The organism is Mucilaginibacter sp. L3T2-6 (assembly GCF_030519355.1).
Classification (GTDB): domain Bacteria; phylum Bacteroidota; class Bacteroidia; order Sphingobacteriales; family Sphingobacteriaceae; genus Mucilaginibacter.
In genome coordinates this window covers 335,071-359,204 of record NZ_JAUMKC010000001.1, presented here as the reverse complement: position 1 = coordinate 359,204, position 24,134 = coordinate 335,071, and the positions used below count along the sequence as shown (strand labels likewise).

The window sequence follows — 24,134 nt, the reverse complement described above, 5'->3', positions numbered from 1 at the left end:
AATAATGAATAAACCTTTGTAATGTTTTATAATCTATTGAGATAAAATCAAACAACAAACGACATGAAAAAAATTCTCTTTGCAGCTATATGCCTGCTCATTGCAGGCTCGGTAAGTGCCCAGGGCTATTATTACGGCCACCGCAGGGCAGTAAGGCGGTCGGCCCCCCGCAGTTCATCAAACGATTTTTATAAGGTGCGGGTTGGTATAGCCGGTGGTTTTAATTTTGCTGATGCCGTTGATTCCTACGACGCAAATTATTCAACCGATGGCATTGTAGCCTACCACGTAGGTCTTACGTTGGATGTTCCTATTGCATACCCGGTGTCATTTGCTCCTGAAGTATTATTTTCGCAAAAAGGCTATTCTGCAATAACCAACGATGGTAACTTTACCCAGCGCAGTAACTTCATCGATGTGCCCTTGCTGGCAAAATTCCGCTTGTCTCCATTCTTTAATTTTGTGGTGGGCCCGCAGGTTTCTTTCCCTATCTCCACTACCAATACTTATGACAACGGGTTTGATGTTACAGCCCGCGAACATTACAGCACCACCAGCGACCGTACAGTACTGGATGGGGTAATCGGGGTTGGGTTTGATATCAACCCGAACGTTGAGATCCGCGCCAGGTACACGATAGATTTCCAGGAAACCGACGATAATGCCTACTATATACCGGGTTACCGCAACGAGGTTTTCCAATTAGGTTTAGGTTTCAGATTTCAATAATAATATTGTTAATAATGATAAGGCCGCGCGGAAGCATATCCGGGCGGCTTTTCTTTTTCTGCCTTATTGCAATTACACTACTTAGGCGCTTCTTTAATAAATTAATTTACAGGCAAATAAGAAATATTTTATAAATGCATGTAGCATATATTTCCAATATCGCGTATAATAGTAAAAATATTGTTACATGCTTAAAAACATCCACGTGTTCGAAACACGGCCTGTTAACTACCTGAAACCTTATGTCGATAAAGCAACTTCTTTGGGTTTTAATGTAACTTTGACGGACACCCCCCCCCTGGAAAATAACAAGCTATTTAAAGAGTTTTTGAGTGTTTACAAGCATTATAGTGTAAATCCCCCCGAATTCGAAATTGCGTGTTTTGCACGGTATTTTGCAATTGCTTCTATTTTAAAAGATGACCAACCCTTTTTAATGACCGATACTGATGTTTACATTACCAAAGCATTCAAAAATCTACACGGATTTAATTTGAAAGATACTTTTATAGGCAGCGAAGGCTTTGACAGTCGTGGTTCCGAAGGGCAGATTTCTCCGCATTGTACATTTTGGAACCGGGCACTGATGAACGATTTTATAGATTTTACGCTCGAAACCTATAAAAAAAATTATGAACAGGATTTTTTGAGCAAATATTATCAATCGCAAATAGCGAGACTGGGGAATACAGGAATATCTGATATGAACCTGCTTTATTTATGGAAAGAACAACGGAATATCAGCTATATCAACTCGAATTCAACCATGTTTGGATATGGCATCGATCATAACCTTTCCAGTGTAATTTGTGAGGACGATGAATTCAAGTCATTCGCCGGCCGCAAATATTTAAAAGTTCGCGGCGACCGTATTACCTGTTCTTTGAAATCAGGAAAAAAGATGGATATGGCGCTGCTGCATTTCCAGGGGGCATACAAGCCGGTATTAAAGCGGTTCTACTTAAAAAGATACGCGAAGTTTATCCATTTTTCATTAAGGAATAATTACAGGAATCACCGTTCCTTAAAAAAGCTAAGCCCTCAAATCACCAATGACTGACTCTATGTTAAGCACTTACTCCTAAAAGCCTCTTAATTTTTCGGCCTATTGATTTTTCTTTACGCCGCTTCTTCTCTAGTTGAAAGTCATTATCAAAAATAAAACAGTCGGCCTGTTTTTCGGGCACCATAAATACCGGGTCAATAATCTCATCTAACTCATGCAGCTCATTATCCGCATAAAAATCGTCTTCAACATGTGTATTTGTAGCTCCCTCGCCAAAACCAATATTCTTTATCAGGTTTTCGTTTGGAATAATTACAAGGCCGTTGTTAAAAAAGTTAATAAAATCAAGCGGGTATGCCCAGGAGTTAATTTTACCAGCCTTAACTTCGTTAAAGATATTCATCCAGCCTTCAACCACAAGGGGGTCTGGATAAATGTTTTGAATTTGGTTGGCTATTTCCTCGCCCTCATATCTAGTCAGGTTTTTATCATAATCGTTCCACACACGGCGCCAGCTGGCCCATCCCCAAACGTGCGTTCTATTTGAAAAGTAATAACTACCTGTACCCCATTTTTTTCCCTGCTGCAGGTTACAGCCGGTAATGTGCCTTACGCGTGTGTCGTCACGGTATTTTTCAAGCAAAACATCGCAAAATCTAAAAAAACTATTAGAAGGCAGGCAGTCATCCTCTAATATAATTCCCTCTTCCTCGTTATCGAAAAACCAGGTTACGGCTGCTGATACAGCATCTTTACAACCCCAATTTTTATTGTTAAATAAAGTCTTTACTTCGCACTCCCAGTCTACACGGTTTATAACCGATCTTGCCTCAGCGCATAAAACGTCTTCACCTGGTTTATGTGCCCGCGGGCCATCGCCTGATATATACAAACGGGCGGGCTTTGCTTTCCTTATTTCTTCAAATACTTCAAATGTGGTATCAGGCCTGTTAAATATTACAAATAATACCGGAGATTTTGTTTGATAGTATAATTCGTCAGTGTGCAGCATACCCTTCGCGTTTATATTTAAAAACCCAAACTTCCGCAGAATATTTCCTTACATGGGTAACAATCCGGTTATAATCCTGTTTGAAAAAGAATTGTTACAAACAACTAAAAAGTTAAGAATGCACTTATGCAGATAAAGGGGTGGTTATCACAACAAGAGAAAATCACTTATATAACCAGGCGAAATCAGGTACAGCGAAAAAGGGGCAAAACACCCATATTTGTATCCACTACGTTATGCAATAATGCCTTACCCCGCAAACGTCTGCATGTCGATCAGCCTGCGGTACAGTCCATTCTTCTCCAGCAGTTCGGTGTGAGTACCCTGCTCAACTATTTCGCCTGCTTCCAGCACTACAATAATGTCGGCATTTTGGATGGTACTTAAACGGTGGGCTATAATAAGTGAGGTCCGGTTCTTCATCAGGTTATTTAAAGCATCCTGAACCAGTTTTTCAGATTCGGTATCCAGTGCGGATGTAGCTTCATCAAGCAGCATCAGCGGCGGATTGTTTAACACTGCGCGGGCAATACAGATACGCTGGCGCTGACCGCCGGATAGTTTGGTGCCGCGGTCGCCGATATTGGTATCATAACCTTTGTCCGTTTCAATGATAAAATTATGCGCGTTGGCAATTTTTGCTGCAGCGATCACCTCCTCTTTGCTGACACCGGTTTTGCCGAAGGCGATATTGTTAAAAATAGAATCATTAAATAATATGGACTCCTGGTTTACTACGCCCAGCAGCGACCTTAATGATTGAGCGGTGTAATCATTTATATTATGCCCGTCGATCAGGATTTCGCCTGATTGCGGCTCCATAAAATGCGGCACTAAATCCATCAGGGTTGACTTACCGCCGCCTGAGGGACCGACAAGAGCAACCGTCTTACCTTTGGGAATGGTAAAGCTGATATTGTTTAATACCTGCCTTTCGCCGTAAGAGAACGATACGTTCTTAAACTCGATGCCCTCATGAAATTCTTTAATCTCTTTAGCATTGGGCCTGTCTTTTATCAATGGCTTTTCATCAATCAATGCCAGTACGCGTTCGCCGGCCGCAATACCCTGGTGAATGTTGCTGAAGGAATCGGATATGGCTTTGACCGGGCGCATTAGTTGCGAAAATATAGCGATATAAGCGATAAACTCAGCACCTTTCAGAGCTGAATGTTTATTTAATATCAAATAGCCTCCGTAAAGCACAATGCACGATATCATTATTATGGAAAGTGTTTCAGAAACAGGCGATGCCGACTGTTGCCGTTTAGCCATCGAGCGCAATATTTTCGAATATTTTGTATTTTCATCGTTAAAACGCTTCTTAATGAAATCGGTAGCGTTGAAGGCTTTGATGATACGAACGCCCTGTAATGATTCGTCAAGGTAACTGATCATATTACCATAAGTTTGCTGAGCCGACTGTGCCTGAGCCTTTAACTTTTTTACTATTTTAGAAATAATGAACCCCGATACTGGCACTATCAATAGCGAACCCAATGTTAAGGTTACCGATATCTTGAAAAGAAAAAATAAAAATACCAGTATCTGAAACGGTTCCTTAAATATAACCTGCAGGGTAGCCGTCACCGAAAACTGAACTACCTGAACATCTGATGCGATTTTTGAGATAATATCGCCTTTGCGCTGATTGTTAAAATATCCCAGATGCATATCCATCACATTAAAAAAAACAGAACGGCGCAGGTTTAGTAGTGTGTGCAGGCGCAGGTTTTCCATGGTGCGGGCACCCAAATAGCGAAATGTATTACCAAGCACCATTGTAACGACAATAACAGCACATATATACTTTAGCGCCCCCCATGGCCCGGCTATCTTTACAATCTCGTACATATAAAACTTAAACCAGCCTGTTATATCCACCAGCGTATCAGGTTGCTTTACAGCCTCGGTAGCGCCAGTGATAAACAGGGTATTTAGCAATGGTATCAGCAGCGGATAGATCAGTGAGCTGAAAACAACATAAAGCAGGGTGAATACTACGTATGGAATGGCAAACTTCTCGATTGGTTTAGCAAAAGACAGCAGCCGGAAATAAGTCTTCATTAAAACAATAAATAAAAATGCAAAGCTACAGTAATTAGTTAATATCGGTTACAGCAAAATGCAGCAGTTCTGACCGGTGTTCCGGAGGTGTGTGCTAATCCTACGCTTACAAATTGATACAGCTATTTATTCTGAATAAACCTCAATAACATCCTCCCGAAACCCAGCGTACGGTTCAGATACCGGTAATAGCTTTTGGGCTTCAAATATTTTTTAAAAAGCACGTCGCGGTCTTTTTCAAATTCAGGGTCTTTGGTGTAAAAGGAATAGCCGCCTTCCGGAAAGCTTGCTACCAGGTAATCCACGTGCTGAAACTTAAACTGCGGATCGTGCCAGCAGCGCAGGTTTAAATGATAGTCGGCGTACACATTATATTTCAGATCGTACTTATACTTTTCGAAAACTGCCCTCGGATAATAAATGGCCTGGTGACAGATGTTGAGCTTAGTAAGGTAATAATCATCGTATACCTTTGAAAATGGCTTGCCGTAAAAAATCACGTTACCATAATATATGGTATCAGTATCTTTAAGTGCCGTAAGCATTTTATCAAAGTCATTCATCAGCATATCGTCGGCTCCTAAAAAAACTATCCACTTTCCTTTAACATAAGCGATTGATTTATTCATCGCATCGTAAATGCCTTTATCAGGCTCACTGATCCAAAAGTCGACGATAGTTTCGTTTTGCCTTATAATATCGATGGTACTGTCAGTACTTTTACCATCGATGATAACCAATTCAACAGCATTACTTTTATGAGCGGCGATGCTGCCAAGCAGTTGCGGTAGTGTTTGAGCAGCATTATAGGTTACGCAAACTAACGACACCAATGGCTGCCTCTTATTGTTTATACGTGCCCCGCCCTGCTCCATTTTATATTATTCAATGTTCAAAAAGTGTCGTTTGGTTTTAACGCCCCATATCCGGCCAAAAATATAATTAAGCTTGCTTAGGGTGCTTTTTTTGCGGATGCAGAAGATAGGCTTGCGATATTTAAACAGTAACCGGCTCAAATCCGCCGATAAATAATTATTCAGGCGCTTTTCAAAAGCCTGGTAAATCGCGTTTACCACCTGAGGCCGTTTATTTTTTGTAAACGATGAGCAATATTGCAGCCATTTGTATTCACGCTCTATTTTCTGTATCGAATCAAAACGGTATTCGTTTTTGGTACGCTTAAGCTTTAAAATATTGGTATCGCTTCTATCATGCTGGCGGTACTTTACCAGGCACTGGTCTATAAAATCAATTTTGCCAATATTTGTCGCTACATAGGCCAGCCACCAATCATGAAAGAAGCCTTTTTTTAGTGGCAATGCATCATTCAGCAATTCACGCTTCATCAAAATGCTGTGGCCCGAAACGCAGTTGAAAAACAAAAATGCTTCCGGCTCATCGCCACGGTAAAGGTTCATAATATCCGACATTTTTTTTCCCATGCTGCTGCCATCCTCGTGTACAAACTCCGAATCGTGATAAACAAACATATTGCCGTTAATGGCATTTACCTGTAGTTCTATTTTTTGCGGCAGCCATATATCGTCCTGATCACATAAGGCAATCAGTTCGCCGGTACATAGTTTTACTGCCTTTTCAAAATTACCCGTGAAACCCAAATTCGCCTGGTTTTTGTATATTTTGAACTGGGGATGCCTTATCGCATAATTTGTAAGTATTTCAAAGGTTTCGTCGGCAGAACAGTCGTCCACTACAACGATCTCCAAATTAGCATAGGTTTGGGCAATGAGCGAGTCCAGTTGCTCTCTCAAAAACTTTGCCCCATTATAGGTACATAATGCTATGGAAACCAGTGGTTGTTTCATCACTATGCCCGTTTTCAAGCTTTAAACTTATACACTTTTTTATTTTTTACCGATGCCCTGATATGCCGCACTACATCAAAGATGCTTTTTTTGCTTTCATGCTCATCCATCAGTTTTGCAATTTTTGCACGGTATTCATTAATAAGCCGCCTGTTTTTAAATAAATCGGTATAACTTTTCAATATCCACGTTTGGCCAATAAGCAACTTCGGGATCAGGTCGATAAAGGTTATCTGCAGATACCACGCCACCAGGGGCGGGCCGTCGAAGTGGAGCGCGTGCATATAAAATCTGTTGCGGAAATAAACACTTTTAACCCAGCCTGGTGTTTTGTATTTTTTGGTTGTTGCCGATAGCAGGTGCCGGCAAACTGCTTTATGTTCATAATAGCACTTCCAGTTCAGCCTCCAGGCGCGAAGGCATAATTCGTTGTCCTCGCAATAAAACGGAGAGAATATCTCGTAAAAACCGCCGATCTGTTTCAGCTTTGCAGTGTCTATGAGCGCATTGGCCCCTGATAAATAAAATGTAAGCAGCCGGTCGCTGTCGTTTTCGGTGTAATAAAAGTAATCAGTCTTTAATTTCAGGCCGTTAAATTTCGGCACACGCGCAGCGTCCTGTATGTTGTCGCCGTCCATATCGATAATGCGCCCCATTACACCGAAGGTGTCCCAGCGGGTAAAATATTTCCATTGATGTTCAAAGTAATCCGGAGTAAGCTTCACGTCTGAATTTAACAGGAAGATCAGCTCAAATTGCGACGCCTCAATACCGCGGTTGCAGGTGTAGGAAAAACCTTTGTTTTCAGAATTTATAACAAGCGTGAGTTCAGGGTATTCAGCCTTTATAAAAGCAACTGAATCATCCGTTGAGCAATCATCCACAATAATAATCTCAAAAACGGTACCGGAAGTCTCAATGGCTGTGATGGTATAAGGCAGATATTCTTTCAGCAAATGTTTGCCGTTATAATTAGGAATAATGACAGAAACGCTTTTTTTTATATCCATCGGCATGCAAATATAGTTGATTGAGTTGATTAAGCCAGATTGGGCGATTAGGCTGATTTTCCGGTGTGATTAACTTTACCGACTATAAAACTCAATCAACTATATTTGACCCATAATGCAGCATCTGAATAACATTATTCCCGACAGTAACGACTTTCGCTCAGTTGCGCGTGCATTAACGATTGTTGAGAATGATTTGGATGGCGCCGACGAACTTTTAAAAAGCCTGTCATTTACTAAAAGGTGCCCGGTTATAGGCATTACCGGTCCGCCGGGCGCCGGCAAAAGCACCTTGGTAAATGCACTTATCACCCATTTAATAACCGGCGGGAAAAAAATAGCTGTTTTAGCCATCGACCCGACATCACCTTTTAATTTCGGCTCATTGCTGGGCGACCGTATCCGCATGGCGCCGCATTTTAATCATTCCGATGTGTTTATCCGGTCTTTGGCAACACGCGGCTCATTGGGCGGCTTATCGGCAAAAGCTATTGAGATGACGGACATTTTACGTGCCGCCGGTTTCGATTATATATTGGTTGAAACCGTTGGGGTAGGCCAATCCGAAGTGGAGATAGCAGGTTTGGCCGACATCACCCTGCTGGTTTTGGTGCCCGAAAGCGGCGACGAGATTCAAAACATCAAATCGGGCCTGATGGAAATTGCCGACGCCTTCATCGTAAATAAAGGTGACCGCGCGGATGCCGACCTGTTTGTTAACAACCTTAAAAAAATACAGAAGTCCGAAGCAGGGCTGCCTGTATTCAAAACCATTGCATCAAAAGATATCGGCATCAGCGACGTGATCGGTTTTATTCAGTCAAAATCATCAGTCACAAATACCCGTAAAGAATTGCTTTTGGCGGAGAAAGCCTATCAGATCATCCGGCAGAAACGCATGGCCGGTGTCGATAAAAAAAAGCTCCGGCAGGATATTGCCGAAGCTTTGAAAGATGAGAGCTTTAATCTATATGTTTTTTTAAGTGAATGGCTGATTGGATGAGCAGAGAGCGAGCTAATATTGCTCACCTAATTACCCATTCATTATTTCCTCAATCTCGTCCGCTTCAACCGGTATATCAGCCATCAGATCAATATTGCCGCTTTCGGTAATAAGTATATTATTTTCGATCCTGATACCCAAACCTTCGGCGGGTATATAGATACCCGGCTCACACGTTAATATATTGCCTGCCTCAAAGGCTTTGTAGCGGCTAGCAAAATCATGCACATCCAGCCCCAGATGGTGCGAAGTGCCATGCATAAAGTACTTTTTATATAAAGGCATCTTTGCGTCCTGTTTAGCTACGTCATGCTTGTCAAGCAGACCGAGCCCGATCAGCTCGTCAGTCATTAATTTCCCTACTTCCTCCTGGTATTCGTTTAAAACCGTACCGGAAACGATCATCTTTGTAGCTGCCCGCATTACACGCAGTACTGCATTATAAACATCACGCTGCCGTTTGGTGAAGCGGCCATTAACAGGAACAGAACGGCTCATGTCGGCATTGTAGTTAGCATACTCAGCACCGAAATCAAACAATATAACTTCACCATCTTTACAAACTGCGTTATTGTCCACATAGTGCAGAACTATCGCATTTTTGCCGGATGCTATTATCGGGCTGTATGCATTGCCGGTTGCACGCTGGCGTAAAAACTCGTGGCTTATCTCTGCTTCAATCTCATATTCCGCCACACCTGGTTTTACAAATTTCAGTACACGTAAAAAAGCGTCGCGGGTAATCTGGCAGGCCTTTTTGGTCAATTCAACTTCGATGGATGATTTTACTACCCGCAAGTCGCGCATAATTAAAGCAGCACGCTCATACTTGTGTAAAGGATATTTGGAACGAAGCGTTTCCAGCATGCGGATGTCACGATATGGAACCGTATGCGCATAGCGGTCATTTTCGTTTGTGTTTATATAGATGTTCTCTGCATAGTTAATAATACTATGCAAAATAGTGTCGAACTCGCTTAACCAGTATATGGTTTGGATGCCCGAAGCCGCTTTAGCTTCATCAATGGTATATTTATGACCCTCCCAAACAGCTATATGCTCGTTAGTCTGTCTTAAAAACAGTACTTCTTTGTATAGCGGATTAGGACACTCAGGAAACAAAAGCAATATGCTTTGTTCCTGGTCTATTCCTGTAAGGTAAAAGAAATCGGGGTTTTGTTTGAAGAGGAAAGCCTGGTCGCCGCTTCGGGGAAACTCATCATTAGAGTTGAAAATAGCTAAAGAACAGGGTTTTAATCGCGATACAAAATTCCTTCTATTAACGGTAAATACCTCATTATTAATAGGAAGATATTTCATGTTTTAACTTTTATTAATTTTTTTAAAACTTTTTTTTTCATTTATTTGTATAATAATTACAAAATTTGGAACGGTGTTTGGTTACAAATTCAAACATAATTACTATTTTTGAAAAAAATCACAATTAAAATTAAATCGTTTAATCTTAAAACTATGAACTATTCTACATTAAAGAAAACAGTCGTCTTATCATTTGTTTCCTTTATGGCAGTAGGCTTAGCGTCAGCTCAGGATACTACCAAAATGAAAACTTCTGATGCTGCTGGTACTGCCAAATTGTTTGGCGGAGCCGGACAGTACAACACCTGGAGCATAGGTGTTAACGTTGGCGTAACAGCTCCTTCAGTATTAACTGGTGGCGTAAACCGCTTCAACAAAAGCCAGCCAAACCTAGGTTATGGCCTTTCAATTAAAGATCAGCTTAGCCATGCATTCGGCATACAGTTAGACTTACATGGTGGTACCCTTAAAGGCAAGCAGGATCAAAATCCTGACTTAACCAGGGATCCTCATGCTATGACTACCGTAACAGACGTTTACACAGGTACCGCTTACGAAGGTTTCAAAACCAAATTCTGGTCTGGTAGCTTAAGCGGCGTTGTTAACTTCGGTAACATCAGCTTCTTACACCGCGCAAATTCAGTTAATTTCTTCGCTTCTGCAGGTTTCGGTTACATCATGTACAATCCTGCTCCGTCAACTGACCTGACTAACTACACTCCTACCTGGAAAGATCTTAGCGGTCACTGGACTAAAAACGTGTTCATCCCTGTTGGTGTTGGCGTTAAATTCCGCGCTTCTGATCACTTAGACTTTAACTTAGGTTACACTGAAAACTTCCTTGATGATTTCAACATGACCGGTGTTCATGCTAAATATCCATCGAACGACAAATGGTCTTATGGCTATGCTGGTTTAGAGTACACCCTTGGTTCATCTTCAAAACCAAGCTTAGAGTGGGCAAACCCAGTTGCTATGATGTATGACGAGTTGTACGATGCTGCATTACGCCAGGAAGTTGAAGCTTTAAAAGGCCGTGTTACTAACGTTGAAAACGCAGTTAACGACCTGAAGAAAGATTCTGACGGTGACGGTGTTGCTGACCAATTCGACAAATGCCCTAACACTCCTGCTGGTAGCGTTGTTGACGGTTCTGGTTGCCCAATCAAATTCCCAACTCCTGATACTACTGCTGCAAAAGCACCTGCTGCTGCTTACAGCAACATCCAGTTCGAATTTGATAGCTCAGTATTGAAAACATCTTCATACCCAGTATTGGATGCTACTTCAGCTGACATGAAATCAAACTCAAGCACTGTAACTTTAGCTGGTTATGCTTCATCTGAAGGTACTGCTGCTCACAACATGCGTCTTTCTAAAGACCGTGCTAACTCAGTAAAAACTTACTTAGTTAACTCTGGTGTTGATGCAAAACGCTTAAAAGTGAAAGCATTCGGTGAAACTCACCCAATTGCTGACAACTCAACCGAAGAAGGTCGTATTCAAAACCGTCGTGTTGAATTCCACAGATAATATTGAATAAGTATTATACCGAAAGGCTTCTTGATAACCGGGAAGCCTTTCTTGTTTATTTTAAAGCGCACCTTTCACCTTTCACCTTTCACCTTTCACCTTTCACCTTTCACCTTTCACCTTTCACCTTTCACCTCAACTCACTATATTTGTTCTATGTACTTTTTCAGGAAAAAAGACCCCAACAGGCCCACCAATTTTAACCTTAAGGTAATGCATACAATCAATGCCATTGCCATTATTATGTTTTTGGCCGGTATAATTTGGACCATTATCAAAATCTTTATCCTTAAAAAGAATTAATTCTATCACGCATTTATTCATGAAAACCATCATCAACACTACTAATGCACCGGCTCCTATCGGCCCGTACAGCCAGGCGGTGGCCGCAGGCAATCTTGTTTTTTTGTCAGGACAGATAGCGCTGAATCCTGCAACAGGCGAATTGATTACTGGAGATATAAAGACAGAAACCAGGCAGGTAATGGACAATATCAAAGCGATCCTTAAAGAAGCGGGCCTTGATTTTAACAATGTGGTTAAAACAAGCATCTTTTTGATGGATATGCAGAACTTTGCCCAGGTCAATGAGATCTATGGTACTTATTTTACAGATAATTTTCCTGCCCGGGAAACTGTGCAGGTCGCCGGTTTGCCTAAAGGTGTAAACGTAGAGATAACGGTTACGGCTGTAAAGTCATAGTTTAAAAACTTGGTGGTTTGAAAATTGAAGATCGCAAGTTTATACAGTTCTTTCTATCGGCTAATTTTCAAATCGATAATTCACCCGTTCACCCAATCATTAATTGAACCCCAAAGTATTTGAAACTCCGATAGAATATTTAAAGGGCGTTGGCCTAAGCCGGGCTAATGTCTTAAAAAAGGAGTTAGGTATAAATAATTTTGGCGATCTTTTAAACTCCTTCCCTTACAAATACATCGACCGTACGCGGTTCTATAAGATCAAAGATATCCAGCCTGACCTGCCCTATGTACAGGTACTTGCCCGCTTAACAAGGAAAGAGATTGCCGGCGAAAAGCGGACTACGCGATTGGTTGCCTATGCCCAGGATGATACAGGCGTAATAGAACTGGTGTGGTTCCAGGGTATAAAGTGGATAGAAAAGACACTTATTCCTGGAAAAGTATATGTGTTGTTCGGTAAGCCATCATTTTTTAATGGCAAGCCGCAAATGGCGCATCCCGAAATGGAACTCTACACTACCGGAATAAAAGAACGACAAGGAAACCTGACGCTGCAGCCAGCTTACAACTCCACCGAAAAACTAAAGCAATTCGCGCTCGACAGTAAGGGCATCCAGAGATTAACAGCTGTGCTGATTGAACAGCATGTTAAAGATATACACGAAAATCTGCCGCCATATATCACCGACCGGTTTAAACTAATGAGCCGTGCCGATGCTTATAAAAACATCCATTTCCCGGGTGATTCACACAAGCTGCATGCAGCACAGCATCGTTTAAAGTTCGATGAATTATTTTTTCTTCAGCTAAAGCTCCTTAAAAATAAGCTGCTGCACAGCCAAAAGTTTAAAGGCAATATTTTTAGCATTGTCGGAGATGCATTTAATGAGTTTTACCACCATAAGCTGCCGTTCCCTTTAACCAATGCACAAAAGCGTGTTTTAAAAGAGATAAGGCAGGATACCCAGCGCGGCGTACAAATGAACCGGCTGCTGCAGGGTGACGTGGGTAGCGGAAAAACCGTAGTTGCGCTGATGAGCATGCTTTTGGCCGTAGATAACGGCTTTCAATGCTGTATAATGGCGCCGACAGAAATTTTGGCCAGTCAGCATTATGCCACTATAAAGGAATTGGTTGGCGATGACTTTATAGAAGTTGGTTTGCTTACCGGATCGACCAAGCAAAAGGAAAGAAAAATTATCCACGAGCACCTCGAAAATGGCCGGCTTAAAATACTGATAGGTACGCACGCACTGATTGAAGACAAGGTGCAATACCAAAACCTGGGATTTGTAGTGATTGACGAGCAGCATCGCTTTGGTGTAGAACAACGGTCTAAGCTTTGGCGCAAAAACACCATTCCGCCGCATGTGCTGGTGATGACCGCTACACCGATTCCGCGTACACTCGCCATGACGCTTTATGGCGACCTGGACATATCGGTTATCGATGAATTGCCCGCTGGCCGAAAGCCGATCCAAACCGTGCATTATTATGAAAACCAGCGCCTGGCAATGTTTGGATTTATGAAACGCGAAATTGCCAAAGGCAGGCAGGTTTACGTAGTTTATCCACTGATACAGGAAAGCGAAAAGCTCGATCTTAAGAATCTTGAAGCCGGTATTGAAACAATGGCTCATGAGTTTCCGCTTCCGGATTACCGCATCAGCATTGTACATGGCAAAATGAAAGCGGTGGACAAACAGTTTGAGATGAACCGCTTTATAAAAGGTGAAACCCAGATAATGGTTGCTACTACGGTTATTGAAGTAGGGGTAAATATCCCCAATGCCTCCGTAATGATCATTGAGAATGCGGAGCGGTTCGGGCTGTCGCAGCTGCACCAATTGCGCGGCCGGGTTGGCCGTGGCGCCGAGCAATCTTATTGCATCCTGATGAGTACTCAAAAATTAAGCAATGATGGCCGCATCAGGCTCAACACGATGGTTCGCACCAACAACGGCTTTGAAATTGCAGAAACCGATCTTGAACTTCGCGGCCCCGGAAACCTGGAAGGCACTGAGCAGAGCGGTGTAATGGATTTAAAGGTGGCCAACCTTGTTACCGATCAGGAACTGCTCGTGAAAGTGCGGGAATTTGTTGAAAGTATTTTTGAAAAAGATCCGCAGCTCGCCCTGCCCGAAAATCAGATATTGCACCAGGCCTTCAAGTCCGCACAGGAGGGTTTGAGCTGGAATAAAATATCCTGAAAGCGTAATTGTTACTCTTAACATGGCTAAAGCGGTGTAATCTGCTCCCTTTCCTTTTGTGATTTCTGTATATTTACCGCATAACTGATCAACAATATGAAACTAAAACTTACACTTTTATCCGCCTTAATTTTCACGGGCGGCCTGGTAAAAGCCCAGGATTCCCTGATGATCCGTAAAATATACGATGAGGAACTTGTTAATGGCAAAAGCTATGAAAACCTGCGCTACCTCTGCAAAAGCATCGGGCAGCGCTTAAGCGGATCTGCCAATGCACAAAAGGCTGTTGACTGGAGCAAAAAGCTGATGGAGAGCTACGGCTTTGATAAGGTGTATCTGCAGCCTTGTATGGTGCCCCATTGGGTGCGCGGCGCTAAGGAAGAAGGCGCAATTATTAAAGGTAATAAGAAAATAAGCGTACATATTGCCGCATTGGGCATGTCGGTTGCTACGCCCAAAAATGGCCTTACTGCACCGGTTATCGAGCTGCACAGCCTGAAGGAATTAGCCACGTTGGGCAAAGATGCTATAAAAGGCAAAATTGTATTTTTTAATCGTCCGTTTGATGAACGCTTTATTGAAACCTTAAGGGCTTATGGCGCTGCCGGAGACCAGCGTTTTGCGGGGCCTGCAGCCGCAGCTAAATATGGCGCCGTGGGGGTTATTGTACGTTCACTAACAGGAAGACAAGATGACTATCCGCATACGGGCACTACAGCCTACTTAAAAGACAGCCTGAATATCCCGGCAGCCGCAATTTCGACCAACGACGCGAATAAATTAAGCGCCATGCTTAAGATGAGGTCCTTACCACATGTTAAATTTTATTTTAAACAAAACTGTATGCATTTGCCAGACGCACCGTCATTTAATGTTGTAGGTGAGCTAAGAGGCACGGAAAACCCCAATAAATACATCACAGTTGGCGGTCACCTGGATTCATGGGATCTGGCCGAAGGCGCGCATGACGATGGCACAGGTGTAATAGGTTCTCTTGAAGCGGTACGGCTGCTGAAGGTAATGGGCTACAAACCTAAAAACTCTATCAGGGCAGTATTTTTTATGAATGAGGAAAACGGCGACCGCGGCGGCGAGAAATATGCCGACCTGGCTGCTGAAAACAAAGAGGAACACATTGCTGCCATCGAATCAGACCTGGGTGGGTTTACGCCGCGTGGCTTCTCTTTCCAGGGAGTTTCGCCATCGCTGTTAAATAAAATAAACAACAACTGGGGGCCGCTGCTTGCACCATATGGTTCGGGCATGCTGGTAGCTGGTGGCGGCGGCAGTGATATTGGCCCGCTGGCAGGCAAAGTAAAAGGCGTTGTGCTGATCGGCTATTTACCTGATTCGCAGCGGTATTTCGACGTACACCACACACCTGATGATGTATTTGAGAACGTAAGCAAACGTGAGCTGGAACTTGGCGCGGCATCCATGGCTTCGCTGATATACCTTATTGACCAGCACGGGATTAATTAATCCATAAATAATGTTCGCATATTGTCATTTCTCGCAAATCAGGACTTACGAAGCTTTAAAAACTTCGTAAGTCATTCCTCTCATTATCGCTTAATTCGTAATTTTACCGCATCACTAACAACACATCTGTGGCAGACGGCGATAGTACCCCCAAACCAGATTCATTTGCAGCATTGCGTTATAAAGATTTCCGCCGCTACCTTGGTATGCGGTTTTTCTTTACACTTGCCTACCAGATGCAAACCACTGTTTTAGGCTTTTACATCTACCAGGTTACCCATAGCAAAATTGCCATTGCCTTTGTAGGACTAAGCGAAGCTATTCCGGCTGTTGGCATAGCATTGTATGGCGGTTATATTGCTGATAAGTATGAAAAGCGGAAAATGCTGTTATTGCTCTATACGGGCGTGTTCTTATCGTCACTGACGATATTTGTAGTTACCCTCCATAGTATGAGCGGGATTATTCACCTTGGCTGGATAGTGCCGATTATGTACGCCATGATATTTTGCAATGGTGTTGCCCGTGCTTTTTATGGTCCCGCTACGTTTATTGTGTATTCGCACAGCGTGCCGCGGGAAGTATATCCCAATGCAAGCACCTGGAGCAGTTCGAGCTGGCAGGTAGCCTCGATATTGGGGCCGTTAATCGCAGGCTTTACTTACGCATTCGGGAACCGGATTGTACAAGGTATTTCGGGCATGACGGCGACCTATTCAGTGCTTATCGTGTTCCTGCTGATATCCATGGGGATTGTTTACAGCCTGCGCAAATACCCGCCGACATTTGTTGCAAAGGCCGAAAGTAAATGGCAAAACCTGATGGCGGGCCTGCATTTTGTTTTTAACAACAAAATTATGTTTTACGCCATGAGCCTCGACTTGTTTTCGGTATTCTTCGGCGGCGCTGTGGCTCTGCTCCCGGTATTTGCGCTTGATATTTTAAAGGTAGGCTCGGAAGGCCTGGGCATCATGCGTATGGCATCATCCCTTGGGGCCGCGCTGACGATGATAGTTATGGCGCGCTTTTCGCCCATGAACAGGCCGTGGCGTAATTTGCTGATAGCGGTTACAGGGTTCGGGCTCTCTATTATCGGTTTCGGTTTATCAAAAACTTTTTTTCTCTCGTTATTATTCCTGTTTGCGCAGGGAGCTTTCGATAGTGTAAGCGTTATCATCAGGGGCACTTTGATGCAATTGCTGGTGCCCGATGACATGCGCGGGCGCGTTTCGGCCGTAAGCTCCATGTTTATCGGCTCTTCTAATGAGATCGGCGATTTTGAATCAGGAGTAGCGGCCCGTTTGCTGGGTACCGTTCCGGCCGTACTTGTGGGCGGAACCATGACGCTTCTTATTGTAACGTTTACCTTTTTAAAAACACAGAAATTAATTCCGCTCTCATTAAACCAGATTCAAATGCCTGAGGCAGCTCAGGCGGAATCTTAAGGTGCAGGCCGCTACCTTCTGGCTTTCTTTCACAACATAACCTTTATTGATATTTAACGTATAAGACATCTACAGCCTGTTACCCCTATCTTATAGCCGCACTCATCTTAATTTCCAATTAAAAGGGTGTAACATGCTGATAGAAATATTGTAATGTTATATTATAAACTCAGGTCGCTTTTTTTATTGCTTTTCCTTCTGGTGGGCGTTATGCTGTTAATCACCGGCAAGTCATTGGCACAAAATAAAGTTGTGAAATTTTCCTCGTTAACTATCGAGGACGGACTTTCGCAAAGCGATGTCAAATCCATTATTAAAGATCATTTGGGCTTTATGTGGTTTTCTACCGATGACGGTTTAAACCGTTATGACGGCTACAATTTTATAACCTTCAAGCATGACGCTAAAGACCCGAACTCGCTTCCGGCAAATGATGTAACTGATCTTTTCGAGGATAAGCAGGGAAACCTTTGGATAGGCAGCGGAGGCGGCCTTAGCTTGTTTAATTACAACACTAATAATTTTACAACATTTAAGGCCAACAAAGATGATGAAAGCACGCTTTCCGACCCCGACGTTGCTTGTACTTTCCAGGACAGCAAGGGGCGCATATGGGTTGGCAGTTATTCCGGGTTAAACTTATTAAATGTAAAAACCAAAAAGGTAAAAAGGTTCATGTATGCTAAGAATCGGGATGACATAGCCGTTCATCATATAACTTCAATCACAGAAGATAACGAGGGAATGCTTTGGCTCGGCACCGAAGGGGGCCTTGTGCAATTTAACCCGGTAACAGGGGCCGCCAAGACCTACGTGCATAATGGTAAAAATAGTATTAGCGATAACTTTATTAATACCGTATTTAAAAACTCCGACGGCAACCTCTATATAGGTACCCACGGCGGAGGCCTGGATTTATTCGATCTTAAAACCAGGACATTTACCAATTTCAATCATCAGCCGAATAATCCCGCTTCGCTGGTAAATAATAATGTATTTGCCATTACGCAGGGGAAATTTAAGAAAGTATGGCTTGCTACCGAAAACGGGCTTGATTTGTTTGACGAGGTTAAACACACATTCACTAAATATACGAGCGAAGACCAACCTAAAGAAGAAAATAATTCAATAAACTGTATTTATAATGATGGAGGTATTTTGTGGCTGGGCACCTACGATGCCGGCGTAAAATATTATGACACCAACCTGTCGATGTTCGACTATTATCACAAAAGTACATTAGGCAGCAACGGCCTTAGCAATAACATTGTAACTTCATTTGCCGAAACCACCAACGGGTATTGGATAGGTACCGACGGCGGTGGCTTGAATTTTTTTAATTCCGCTAAACAAGAGTTTAATCTCCAGTTGTCGGCACCCGGAGGAACAGCCCCATTGAGCGGGAAACATATATTGACTTTATTAAATGACAGCCGGAAAAATCTTTGGTTAGGTTATTATGGCGACGGGCTGGATTTGATTAATAATAACACCAAATCACTAACACATTTTTCCGCCGGTAATAAGCCAGGTGAAATCAGCAGCCCGAATGTTTTTGCGCTGATTGAGGACAAATCCGGCAATATCTGGGTGGGACTGGACGGCGGCGGCGTTAATGTTATTTCCAATAATAAGGTTATTAAACGTTATCGTCATAATGCGCTGGATACTTTACATTCTATATCAAATGATGATATCAGATCGATTTGCCAAGACAAACAAAACCGGATCTGGATCGGTACATTCGGCGGGCTAAATTTGTATAATGCAGCCAGCAATGACTTTACATGCTTTAAACCGACAAGGGACGGCCTGTCAAGCAATGTTATCGTCTCTATATTTGAGGACCACCAGGGTATTTTGTGGACCGGCACATTGGGGGGCGGCCTGTACCGTTTCAACAGAAATACAAAAACCTTTTCAGCTTACTCATTTCCGTCAGGCTCAAATTACTCCATAATAAATTATATAAACGAAGACGATATGGGCTTTTTGTGGGTTAGTACCAATAAAGGGCTCATAAGTTTCAGGCCCGGCACAAACGAGTTCAGAAAATATACTACCGCCAATAACCTGCAAGGCTATGAATTTTTTTCAGGTGCAGGCTTAAAGGCCTCAAACGGCGAGTTGCTTTTCGGTGGTCATAACGGTTTTAATATTGTCGACCCCTATCAGCTGGCTACTAATAAAAACATGCACCATGTAGTATTTACAGATTTCCAATTATTCAATAAGAAGGTGCCGGTTGGAAAAGGTTCGGTACTTAAAAATTCAATCAGCCTGACAAAAGAAATAAGGCTTAATTACAATCAGTTGGTTTTCACGATAGAGTACAGCGCGCTGAATTTCACGCTTCCTGAAATGACTTCGTACGCCTATACAATGGAAAATTTTGAAAAAGGCTGGAATTATGTAGGCTCACAACATAAAGCAACTTATACCAATCTTGACCCGGGCGAATATATTTTCAAGGTAAAAGCAGCTAACAATGACGGTGTTTGGAGCAAGGACACAGCTTCAATAAAAATTATTATAGTTCCTCCGTTCTACATGACCTGGTGGTTCCGGACCATTGCTATAACGGCATTATGCCTGGCTATATTCGGATTTTACCGATACCGGTTATATGCTATAAGAAAACAAAAGAAAGAGCTTGAAAAACGTGTTAAGGAAAAAACTGCAGAGGTAGTGGCCCAGTCGGAAGAATTGCAAAACCAATCAGAAGAATTGCAGTCGCTTAACGAAGAGTTGCAGGCACAGTCGGAAGAGTTGCAATCGCAGTCAGATTATTTACAGGAGCTGAACAACGAGCTCATGACACAAAAAGAACAGGAATTAAAGGCGAGGCAGGAGGCCGAAAAAGCAAATAAGGCCAAAAGCATATTCCTGGCTACCATGAGCCATGAAATCAGGACGCCGATGAATGGCGTACTTGGGATGACATCGCTACTGTGCGAAACACAGTTAACTGCCGAGCAGCGCGAATACGCCGACATTATACGTGTTAGCGGCGAAAACCTGCTGAACGTAATTAATGACATACTCGATTTCTCAAAAATTGAGTCGGGCCAGATGGAGCTCGACTACCATTCGTTTGATTTGAGAAGTTGCGTAGAAGATGTGCTGGATTTATTTTCGGAATCAGCCGCAAAAAAACAGTTGAACCTGCTGTACTATATCGCGCATGACGTACCGGAATTGCTGATAGGCGACCAGTTGCGACTAAGGCAGATATTGTTAAACCTGGTAAACAATGCTATTAAATTCACCAGCAAGGGAGAAATACTGATTGAGATAAATTTACGGGAACGGGATGGAAACAACTTAAGCATCGGCTTCAAAGTTAGTGACACCGGTATCGGCATACCTAACGAAAAGCTGAAACGCTTATTTAAAGCGTTTACCCAGGTGGATGCCTCAACTACCAGGAGTTACGGCGGAACCGGCCTGGGCCTGGCCATCTGCGAAAGGCTGGTTGAATTAATGGGTGGCTCCATTGCTATTGAAAGCGAAGCCGGAAAAGGCACATCCGTGATCTTTAATCTGAAAATAGAAGAGGATAAAATTGCAAAACCGCGCATTGGCTGTAGTCTGACGAATGAACGGAGCGGTCGCGTTTTATTGATCGACCAAAGTGTAAAAGCGCTCATTGTCCTTGCCGATCAGCTTGAACAATGGAAGCTTACGCCTGTAACAGCCACATCGGCTGAAGAAGCATTGAAGCTTTTAACAAGCGAAGACAAATTCAGCATAGTGATCACCGGCACCAATATCCCCGGCGCCGACACGCTTGAATTAACAAAAGCTATTAAAAACATCGACAAAAACGTTACCATAATATTGACATGTTCGGTACTTGAAAAAAATAAAATTACCGACCCAACCGTAAAAACGCTGTTAAAACCGGTTAAACAACAACAGCTGTGCAATGCTATACAAGCCGGGCTCATGCTGGGTAAAGCAGCCTCAGCAGAAAAGACTGCCGCGACACTACTTTCAGAACAATTTGCTAAAAAATATCCGATGAGCATTTTAATTGCTGAGGATAACCTGATTAATCAAAAGCTAATTACCAAAGTTGTCAATAAGCTTGGTTACGATCCTCTGGTGGTAAATAATGGCAACCAGGTGATTGAAGCTCTGGAAAATCAATCTTATGACATCATACTGATGGATGTACAAATGCCTGAGCTCGATGGCCTGGAAACTACCCGTATTATACGAAAAAGCGAATTTAAACAACCATACATTATTGCCATGACCGCCAGCGCAATGGCAGAAGATAAAACGGCAGCTTTAGAAGCCGGGATGAATCATTTTATCTCTAAACCTGTTAATATACAGGCATTGGTTGATGTGCTTGAGAAGTCGTACGTTAACAAGGAAGTGGATAACACGGTTGAGTGAAACCGGAACTATAACTGATAGTACAGCAGGGCTAAAGCCTCAGGCCTCAAAGGTCTACTCGCCCTGGAATTCTTCATCTACGCTTTCCCTTAAATCGTAAAGCAGCCATTGTTTTCTGGCAATGGATTGCGTTTTAGCCTTCAGCAGCCTGATAAAGTCGGTTACGCCTACCGGTTCATTACCGTTGCCATGTATTAAAACGATGCTGCCTGCTTGTGGTTGCTGTCCTTTGGCCAGCCAGGCATCGGTGCCAATTGGTATCAATCCAAAATCTGTGATTTGATAAACAAGTTTCTGATCAGATACCAACCCCGGAAACCGAAAGAAAACCGACGGCATTAACCCGTTTTTCAGCATTGCCATCTCGGTTTCAAGTACTTCGTAGTTAATATTTGTTCCGGCTTCCAATAAAAAATTTTCCTTCAGTGGCAATTTCAGGCTAACACGATGATTAAAAGAGTGGTTTATCCAGGTAATAAAAATCTCATGTTTATCCTGTAGTTCCTTTAGCCATTCCAAGTCCTGTGGGTGTTGCCGCATCCAGATACCGGTTACGGACAATGCGATGGGAACCGGCTGCTCAACTTTTTTAAATTCGGTAATAATACTGTTGAATATCCTTCTATCAAGCGGTTTACGCGATGGGCACAAATCGGCGGTAAGGCTAATTCCGGTTTGTTTGGGCATACCGCTTTCGATACCTGCGTCCTGCATGTTTACCGATTGCTTTTCGGCTTTTTGCAGGGCTTTAACGTAGGGAGTCGATTTAAAAAATGCCCGTGCCTCGTCAATGGTCATTTGTTTTATTGCGTAAAAACCGGGCTCGTCAATTTTAGTTTCCAGCGTTTGCGGATTTACCAGCAACAAGTAAGTTTTACCATCATTTACAAATTGGCGCAATATCATCCAGTCCTGGGGATAATGCTTAGCCCAGCCATAATAAGCACGGTAACTGGTAATTTTTTTATAGATACCCTGCGCTTTCGCGGACAAACCTAAAATCGCAAAAAGGTAAACCAAAAAGTATTTAGGCAGTTGTTTCATTTAAAATTACCGTTTCGAATTTAGTATTTTATAAGTTTGCATGGCTAAACGTTTTTTACTAAATCCGAAATCAAACATCCGAAATCCGAATTAAAATGACCCGTCTATCCGTCAACATCAATAAAATTGCAACCCTTCGCAATTCGCGGGGCGGCAATAATCCAGATTTAATCCAGGTAGCCAAAGACTGCGAACGTTTTGGCGCACAAGGCATCACCGTGCATCCGCGGCCTGATGAGCGGCATATCCGGTACAATGATGTTTTCGAGTTAAAAAAGATCGTGACTACGGAGTTCAACATTGAAGGGAACTGCCAGGAGCATAAACTCATCGACCTGGTATTGGCAAACAAACCGGAACAGGTGACCCTTGTCCCGGATGCGTTGGGCCAACTTACTTCCAATCATGGCTGGGATACTATCGCCAACCAGCAATATCTTACGGATATCATCAAGGTGTTTAAAAACGCGGGCACTCGCGTATCGATATTTGTAGACCCGATAGTTGAAATGGTAGAAGGCGCAGCCAAAACCGGTACCGATCGCATCGAGCTATATACCGAGGCCTATGCACACCAATATCATCAAAATAAAGAAGCGGCCATTGCCCCTTACGTAAAAGCTGCAGAGGCGGCCCATCGTCTTGGCCTCGGCATCAATGCCGGCCACGATCTCGATTTGAATAACCTAAAATATTTCGCAGAAAACATACCCCGCCTGGACGAGGTAAGCATCGGCCACGCACTCATATGTGATGCTATTTACTACGGGCTGGAGAATACTATTCAGATGTATTTACGGCAATTAGCAGTCTGAACTCGAATTTTTAGAATTAGAGAATTATTCGAATGGCGTATCGAAAATTCTGATAATTCTCTAATTCCAGTTCAAACAACTACCTCACAATGGTTAAACTTCCCGAAAGCAAATTGCAATCGGTGTTCAGGTTAATGATGTAATAATAAACACCTGCGGGCAATTGCCTGCCGTTGGTTGTTCCATCGAACGGTTTGTTATAACCTTTTGATTCAAATATTTTTTCGCCGTAGCGGGTAAATACCGCCGCTTTAGTCAGCGCCTCGCGCAATGTTCCTGGTCCGGAATCGGCGTTACTGGTAACGGTAAAAGTTGCTGCGGATGCAAGGGCAGGGATAAAGAAAACAAATAATACAATCAGGAAAACAGAGTGACGCATCGCTTAGGGAAACCGGGAGCAAAATACAATTTTTATCGATTAAGGACACTGTAAAAGAAGCTATTATTTACCATCAAAATTTTACGCTTAATACACGTTGCAGGGCCCTGGCAATTTTGATACTCCGCCTATAAAATTGTA

Annotated in this window: 19 protein-coding genes; 11 read left to right on the top strand and 8 right to left on the bottom strand. The window is 42.8% G+C overall.

The window, feature by feature from the left end; translation table 11 throughout:
• Nucleotides 1-63 precede the first annotated feature (63 nt).
• Together Q3W13_RS01625 and Q3W13_RS01620 are read left to right on the top strand one after the other, a co-directional pair.
• Nucleotides 64-729: a porin family protein gene (locus tag Q3W13_RS01625; protein WP_302860812.1), complete on the top strand. Its 666-nt coding sequence runs from the start codon at nt 64-66 to the stop codon at nt 727-729.
• Between the two features lie 187 nt (nt 730-916).
• Nucleotides 917-1,789: a hypothetical protein gene (locus Q3W13_RS01620; RefSeq protein WP_302860810.1), complete on the top strand. Its 873-nt coding sequence runs from the start codon at nt 917-919 to the stop codon at nt 1,787-1,789.
• A 7-nt stretch (nt 1,790-1,796) separates the two neighbouring features.
• Here the strand turns inward: Q3W13_RS01620 and Q3W13_RS01615 are convergent, their stop codons facing one another.
• The 5 genes from Q3W13_RS01615 to Q3W13_RS01595 form a co-directional block, all read right to left on the bottom strand.
• Nucleotides 1,797-2,747, bottom strand: a complete 951-nt coding sequence (locus Q3W13_RS01615; protein ID WP_302860808.1) for a nucleotide-diphospho-sugar transferase — start codon at nt 2,745-2,747, stop codon at nt 1,797-1,799.
• A 249-nt stretch (nt 2,748-2,996) separates the two neighbouring features.
• Nucleotides 2,997-4,814 carry an ABC transporter ATP-binding protein gene (locus Q3W13_RS01610; RefSeq protein WP_302860807.1) on the bottom strand — a complete coding sequence of 606 codons (1,818 nt, stop codon included), beginning with the start codon at nt 4,812-4,814 and terminating at the stop codon, nt 2,997-2,999.
• Between the two features lie 122 nt (nt 4,815-4,936).
• Complete coding sequence (locus tag Q3W13_RS01605) at nt 4,937-5,689, bottom strand: glycosyltransferase family 2 protein (protein WP_302860805.1); 753 nt, start codon at nt 5,687-5,689, stop codon at nt 4,937-4,939.
• 6 nt (nt 5,690-5,695) lie between these two features.
• Nucleotides 5,696-6,640: a glycosyltransferase family 2 protein gene (locus tag Q3W13_RS01600; protein WP_302860804.1), complete on the bottom strand. Its 945-nt coding sequence runs from the start codon at nt 6,638-6,640 to the stop codon at nt 5,696-5,698.
• A gap of 14 nt (nt 6,641-6,654) precedes the next feature.
• Nucleotides 6,655-7,650 carry a glycosyltransferase family 2 protein gene (locus Q3W13_RS01595; RefSeq protein ID WP_302860803.1) on the bottom strand — a complete coding sequence of 332 codons (996 nt, stop codon included), beginning with the start codon at nt 7,648-7,650 and terminating at the stop codon, nt 6,655-6,657.
• 115 nt (nt 7,651-7,765) lie between these two features.
• Here Q3W13_RS01595 and meaB point away from each other — a divergent pair, with 115 nt between their 5' ends.
• Complete coding sequence (gene meaB / locus Q3W13_RS01590; RefSeq protein WP_302860801.1) at nt 7,766-8,653, top strand: methylmalonyl Co-A mutase-associated GTPase MeaB; 888 nt, start codon at nt 7,766-7,768, stop codon at nt 8,651-8,653.
• 30 nt (nt 8,654-8,683) lie between these two features.
• Here meaB and Q3W13_RS01585 read toward each other — a convergent pair whose 3' ends face one another.
• The gene (locus Q3W13_RS01585; RefSeq protein ID WP_302860799.1) at nt 8,684-9,973 is read right to left on the bottom strand and encodes an aminopeptidase P N-terminal domain-containing protein; all 1,290 of its coding nucleotides are present in this window, start codon (nt 9,971-9,973) and stop codon (nt 8,684-8,686) included.
• Nucleotides 9,974-10,126: 153 nt separating this feature from the next.
• Between Q3W13_RS01585 and Q3W13_RS01580 the strand changes: the two genes are divergently transcribed.
• The 7 genes from Q3W13_RS01580 to Q3W13_RS01555 all read left to right on the top strand — a co-directional run bounded on the left by Q3W13_RS01580 (nt 10,127) and on the right by Q3W13_RS01555 (nt 21,755).
• Nucleotides 10,127-11,506: an OmpA family protein gene (locus tag Q3W13_RS01580; protein WP_302860798.1), complete on the top strand. Its 1,380-nt coding sequence runs from the start codon at nt 10,127-10,129 to the stop codon at nt 11,504-11,506.
• A 156-nt stretch (nt 11,507-11,662) separates the two neighbouring features.
• Nucleotides 11,663-11,809 carry a DUF6728 family protein gene (locus tag Q3W13_RS25180; protein ID WP_317567058.1) on the top strand — a complete coding sequence of 49 codons (147 nt, stop codon included), beginning with the start codon at nt 11,663-11,665 and terminating at the stop codon, nt 11,807-11,809.
• Nucleotides 11,810-11,828: 19 nt separating this feature from the next.
• Nucleotides 11,829-12,209, top strand: a complete 381-nt coding sequence (locus Q3W13_RS01575; protein WP_302860797.1) for a RidA family protein — start codon at nt 11,829-11,831, stop codon at nt 12,207-12,209.
• A 103-nt stretch (nt 12,210-12,312) separates the two neighbouring features.
• Nucleotides 12,313-14,421, top strand: coding sequence for an ATP-dependent DNA helicase RecG (recG, locus tag Q3W13_RS01570; RefSeq protein ID WP_302860795.1), 2,109 nt, complete (start codon nt 12,313-12,315; stop codon nt 14,419-14,421).
• A gap of 96 nt (nt 14,422-14,517) precedes the next feature.
• Complete coding sequence (locus Q3W13_RS01565; protein WP_302860794.1) at nt 14,518-15,903, top strand: M20/M25/M40 family metallo-hydrolase; 1,386 nt, start codon at nt 14,518-14,520, stop codon at nt 15,901-15,903.
• A gap of 128 nt (nt 15,904-16,031) precedes the next feature.
• The gene (locus Q3W13_RS01560) at nt 16,032-17,348 is read left to right on the top strand and encodes an MFS transporter (protein WP_302860793.1); all 1,317 of its coding nucleotides are present in this window, start codon (nt 16,032-16,034) and stop codon (nt 17,346-17,348) included.
• 210 nt (nt 17,349-17,558) lie between these two features.
• Nucleotides 17,559-21,755: a two-component regulator propeller domain-containing protein gene (locus Q3W13_RS01555; protein ID WP_302860790.1), complete on the top strand. Its 4,197-nt coding sequence runs from the start codon at nt 17,559-17,561 to the stop codon at nt 21,753-21,755.
• 54 nt (nt 21,756-21,809) lie between these two features.
• On the opposite strand, the gene Q3W13_RS01550 is transcribed toward Q3W13_RS01555, so the two are convergent.
• Nucleotides 21,810-22,799, bottom strand: a complete 990-nt coding sequence (locus Q3W13_RS01550; RefSeq protein WP_302860788.1) for a polysaccharide deacetylase — start codon at nt 22,797-22,799, stop codon at nt 21,810-21,812.
• A 95-nt stretch (nt 22,800-22,894) separates the two neighbouring features.
• Here Q3W13_RS01550 and Q3W13_RS01545 point away from each other — a divergent pair, with 95 nt between their 5' ends.
• Nucleotides 22,895-23,614, top strand: coding sequence for a pyridoxine 5'-phosphate synthase (locus Q3W13_RS01545; protein ID WP_302860787.1), 720 nt, complete (start codon nt 22,895-22,897; stop codon nt 23,612-23,614).
• 79 nt (nt 23,615-23,693) lie between these two features.
• On the opposite strand, the gene Q3W13_RS01540 is transcribed toward Q3W13_RS01545, so the two are convergent.
• Nucleotides 23,694-23,993, bottom strand: coding sequence for a gliding motility-associated C-terminal domain-containing protein (locus Q3W13_RS01540; protein WP_302860786.1), 300 nt, complete (start codon nt 23,991-23,993; stop codon nt 23,694-23,696).
• Between the last annotated feature and the right edge of the window lie 141 nt (nt 23,994-24,134).

Coding starts and splice junctions, on each gene's coding strand:
- Q3W13_RS01625 (WP_302860812.1), top strand. CDS start 64: ATGAAAAAAATTCTCTTTGCAGCTATATGCCTGCTCATTGCAGGCTCG.
- Q3W13_RS01620 (WP_302860810.1), top strand. CDS start 917: ATGCTTAAAAACATCCACGTGTTCGAAACACGGCCTGTTAACTACCTG.
- Q3W13_RS01615 (WP_302860808.1), bottom strand. CDS start 2,747: ATGCTGCACACTGACGAATTATACTATCAAACAAAATCTCCGGTATTA.
- Q3W13_RS01610 (WP_302860807.1), bottom strand. CDS start 4,814: ATGAAGACTTATTTCCGGCTGCTGTCTTTTGCTAAACCAATCGAGAAG.
- Q3W13_RS01605 (WP_302860805.1), bottom strand. CDS start 5,689: ATGGAGCAGGGCGGGGCACGTATAAACAATAAGAGGCAGCCATTGGTG.
- Q3W13_RS01600 (WP_302860804.1), bottom strand. CDS start 6,640: ATGAAACAACCACTGGTTTCCATAGCATTATGTACCTATAATGGGGCA.
- Q3W13_RS01595 (WP_302860803.1), bottom strand. CDS start 7,650: ATGGATATAAAAAAAAGCGTTTCTGTCATTATTCCTAATTATAACGGC.
- meaB (WP_302860801.1), top strand. CDS start 7,766: ATGCAGCATCTGAATAACATTATTCCCGACAGTAACGACTTTCGCTCA.
- Q3W13_RS01585 (WP_302860799.1), bottom strand. CDS start 9,973: ATGAAATATCTTCCTATTAATAATGAGGTATTTACCGTTAATAGAAGG.
- Q3W13_RS01580 (WP_302860798.1), top strand. CDS start 10,127: ATGAACTATTCTACATTAAAGAAAACAGTCGTCTTATCATTTGTTTCC.
- Q3W13_RS25180 (WP_317567058.1), top strand. CDS start 11,663: ATGTACTTTTTCAGGAAAAAAGACCCCAACAGGCCCACCAATTTTAAC.
- Q3W13_RS01575 (WP_302860797.1), top strand. CDS start 11,829: ATGAAAACCATCATCAACACTACTAATGCACCGGCTCCTATCGGCCCG.
- Q3W13_RS01565 (WP_302860794.1), top strand. CDS start 14,518: ATGAAACTAAAACTTACACTTTTATCCGCCTTAATTTTCACGGGCGGC.
- Q3W13_RS01555 (WP_302860790.1), top strand. CDS start 17,559: ATGCTGTTAATCACCGGCAAGTCATTGGCACAAAATAAAGTTGTGAAA.
- Q3W13_RS01550 (WP_302860788.1), bottom strand. CDS start 22,799: ATGAAACAACTGCCTAAATACTTTTTGGTTTACCTTTTTGCGATTTTA.
- Q3W13_RS01545 (WP_302860787.1), top strand. CDS start 22,895: ATGACCCGTCTATCCGTCAACATCAATAAAATTGCAACCCTTCGCAAT.
- Q3W13_RS01540 (WP_302860786.1), bottom strand. CDS start 23,993: ATGCGTCACTCTGTTTTCCTGATTGTATTATTTGTTTTCTTTATCCCT.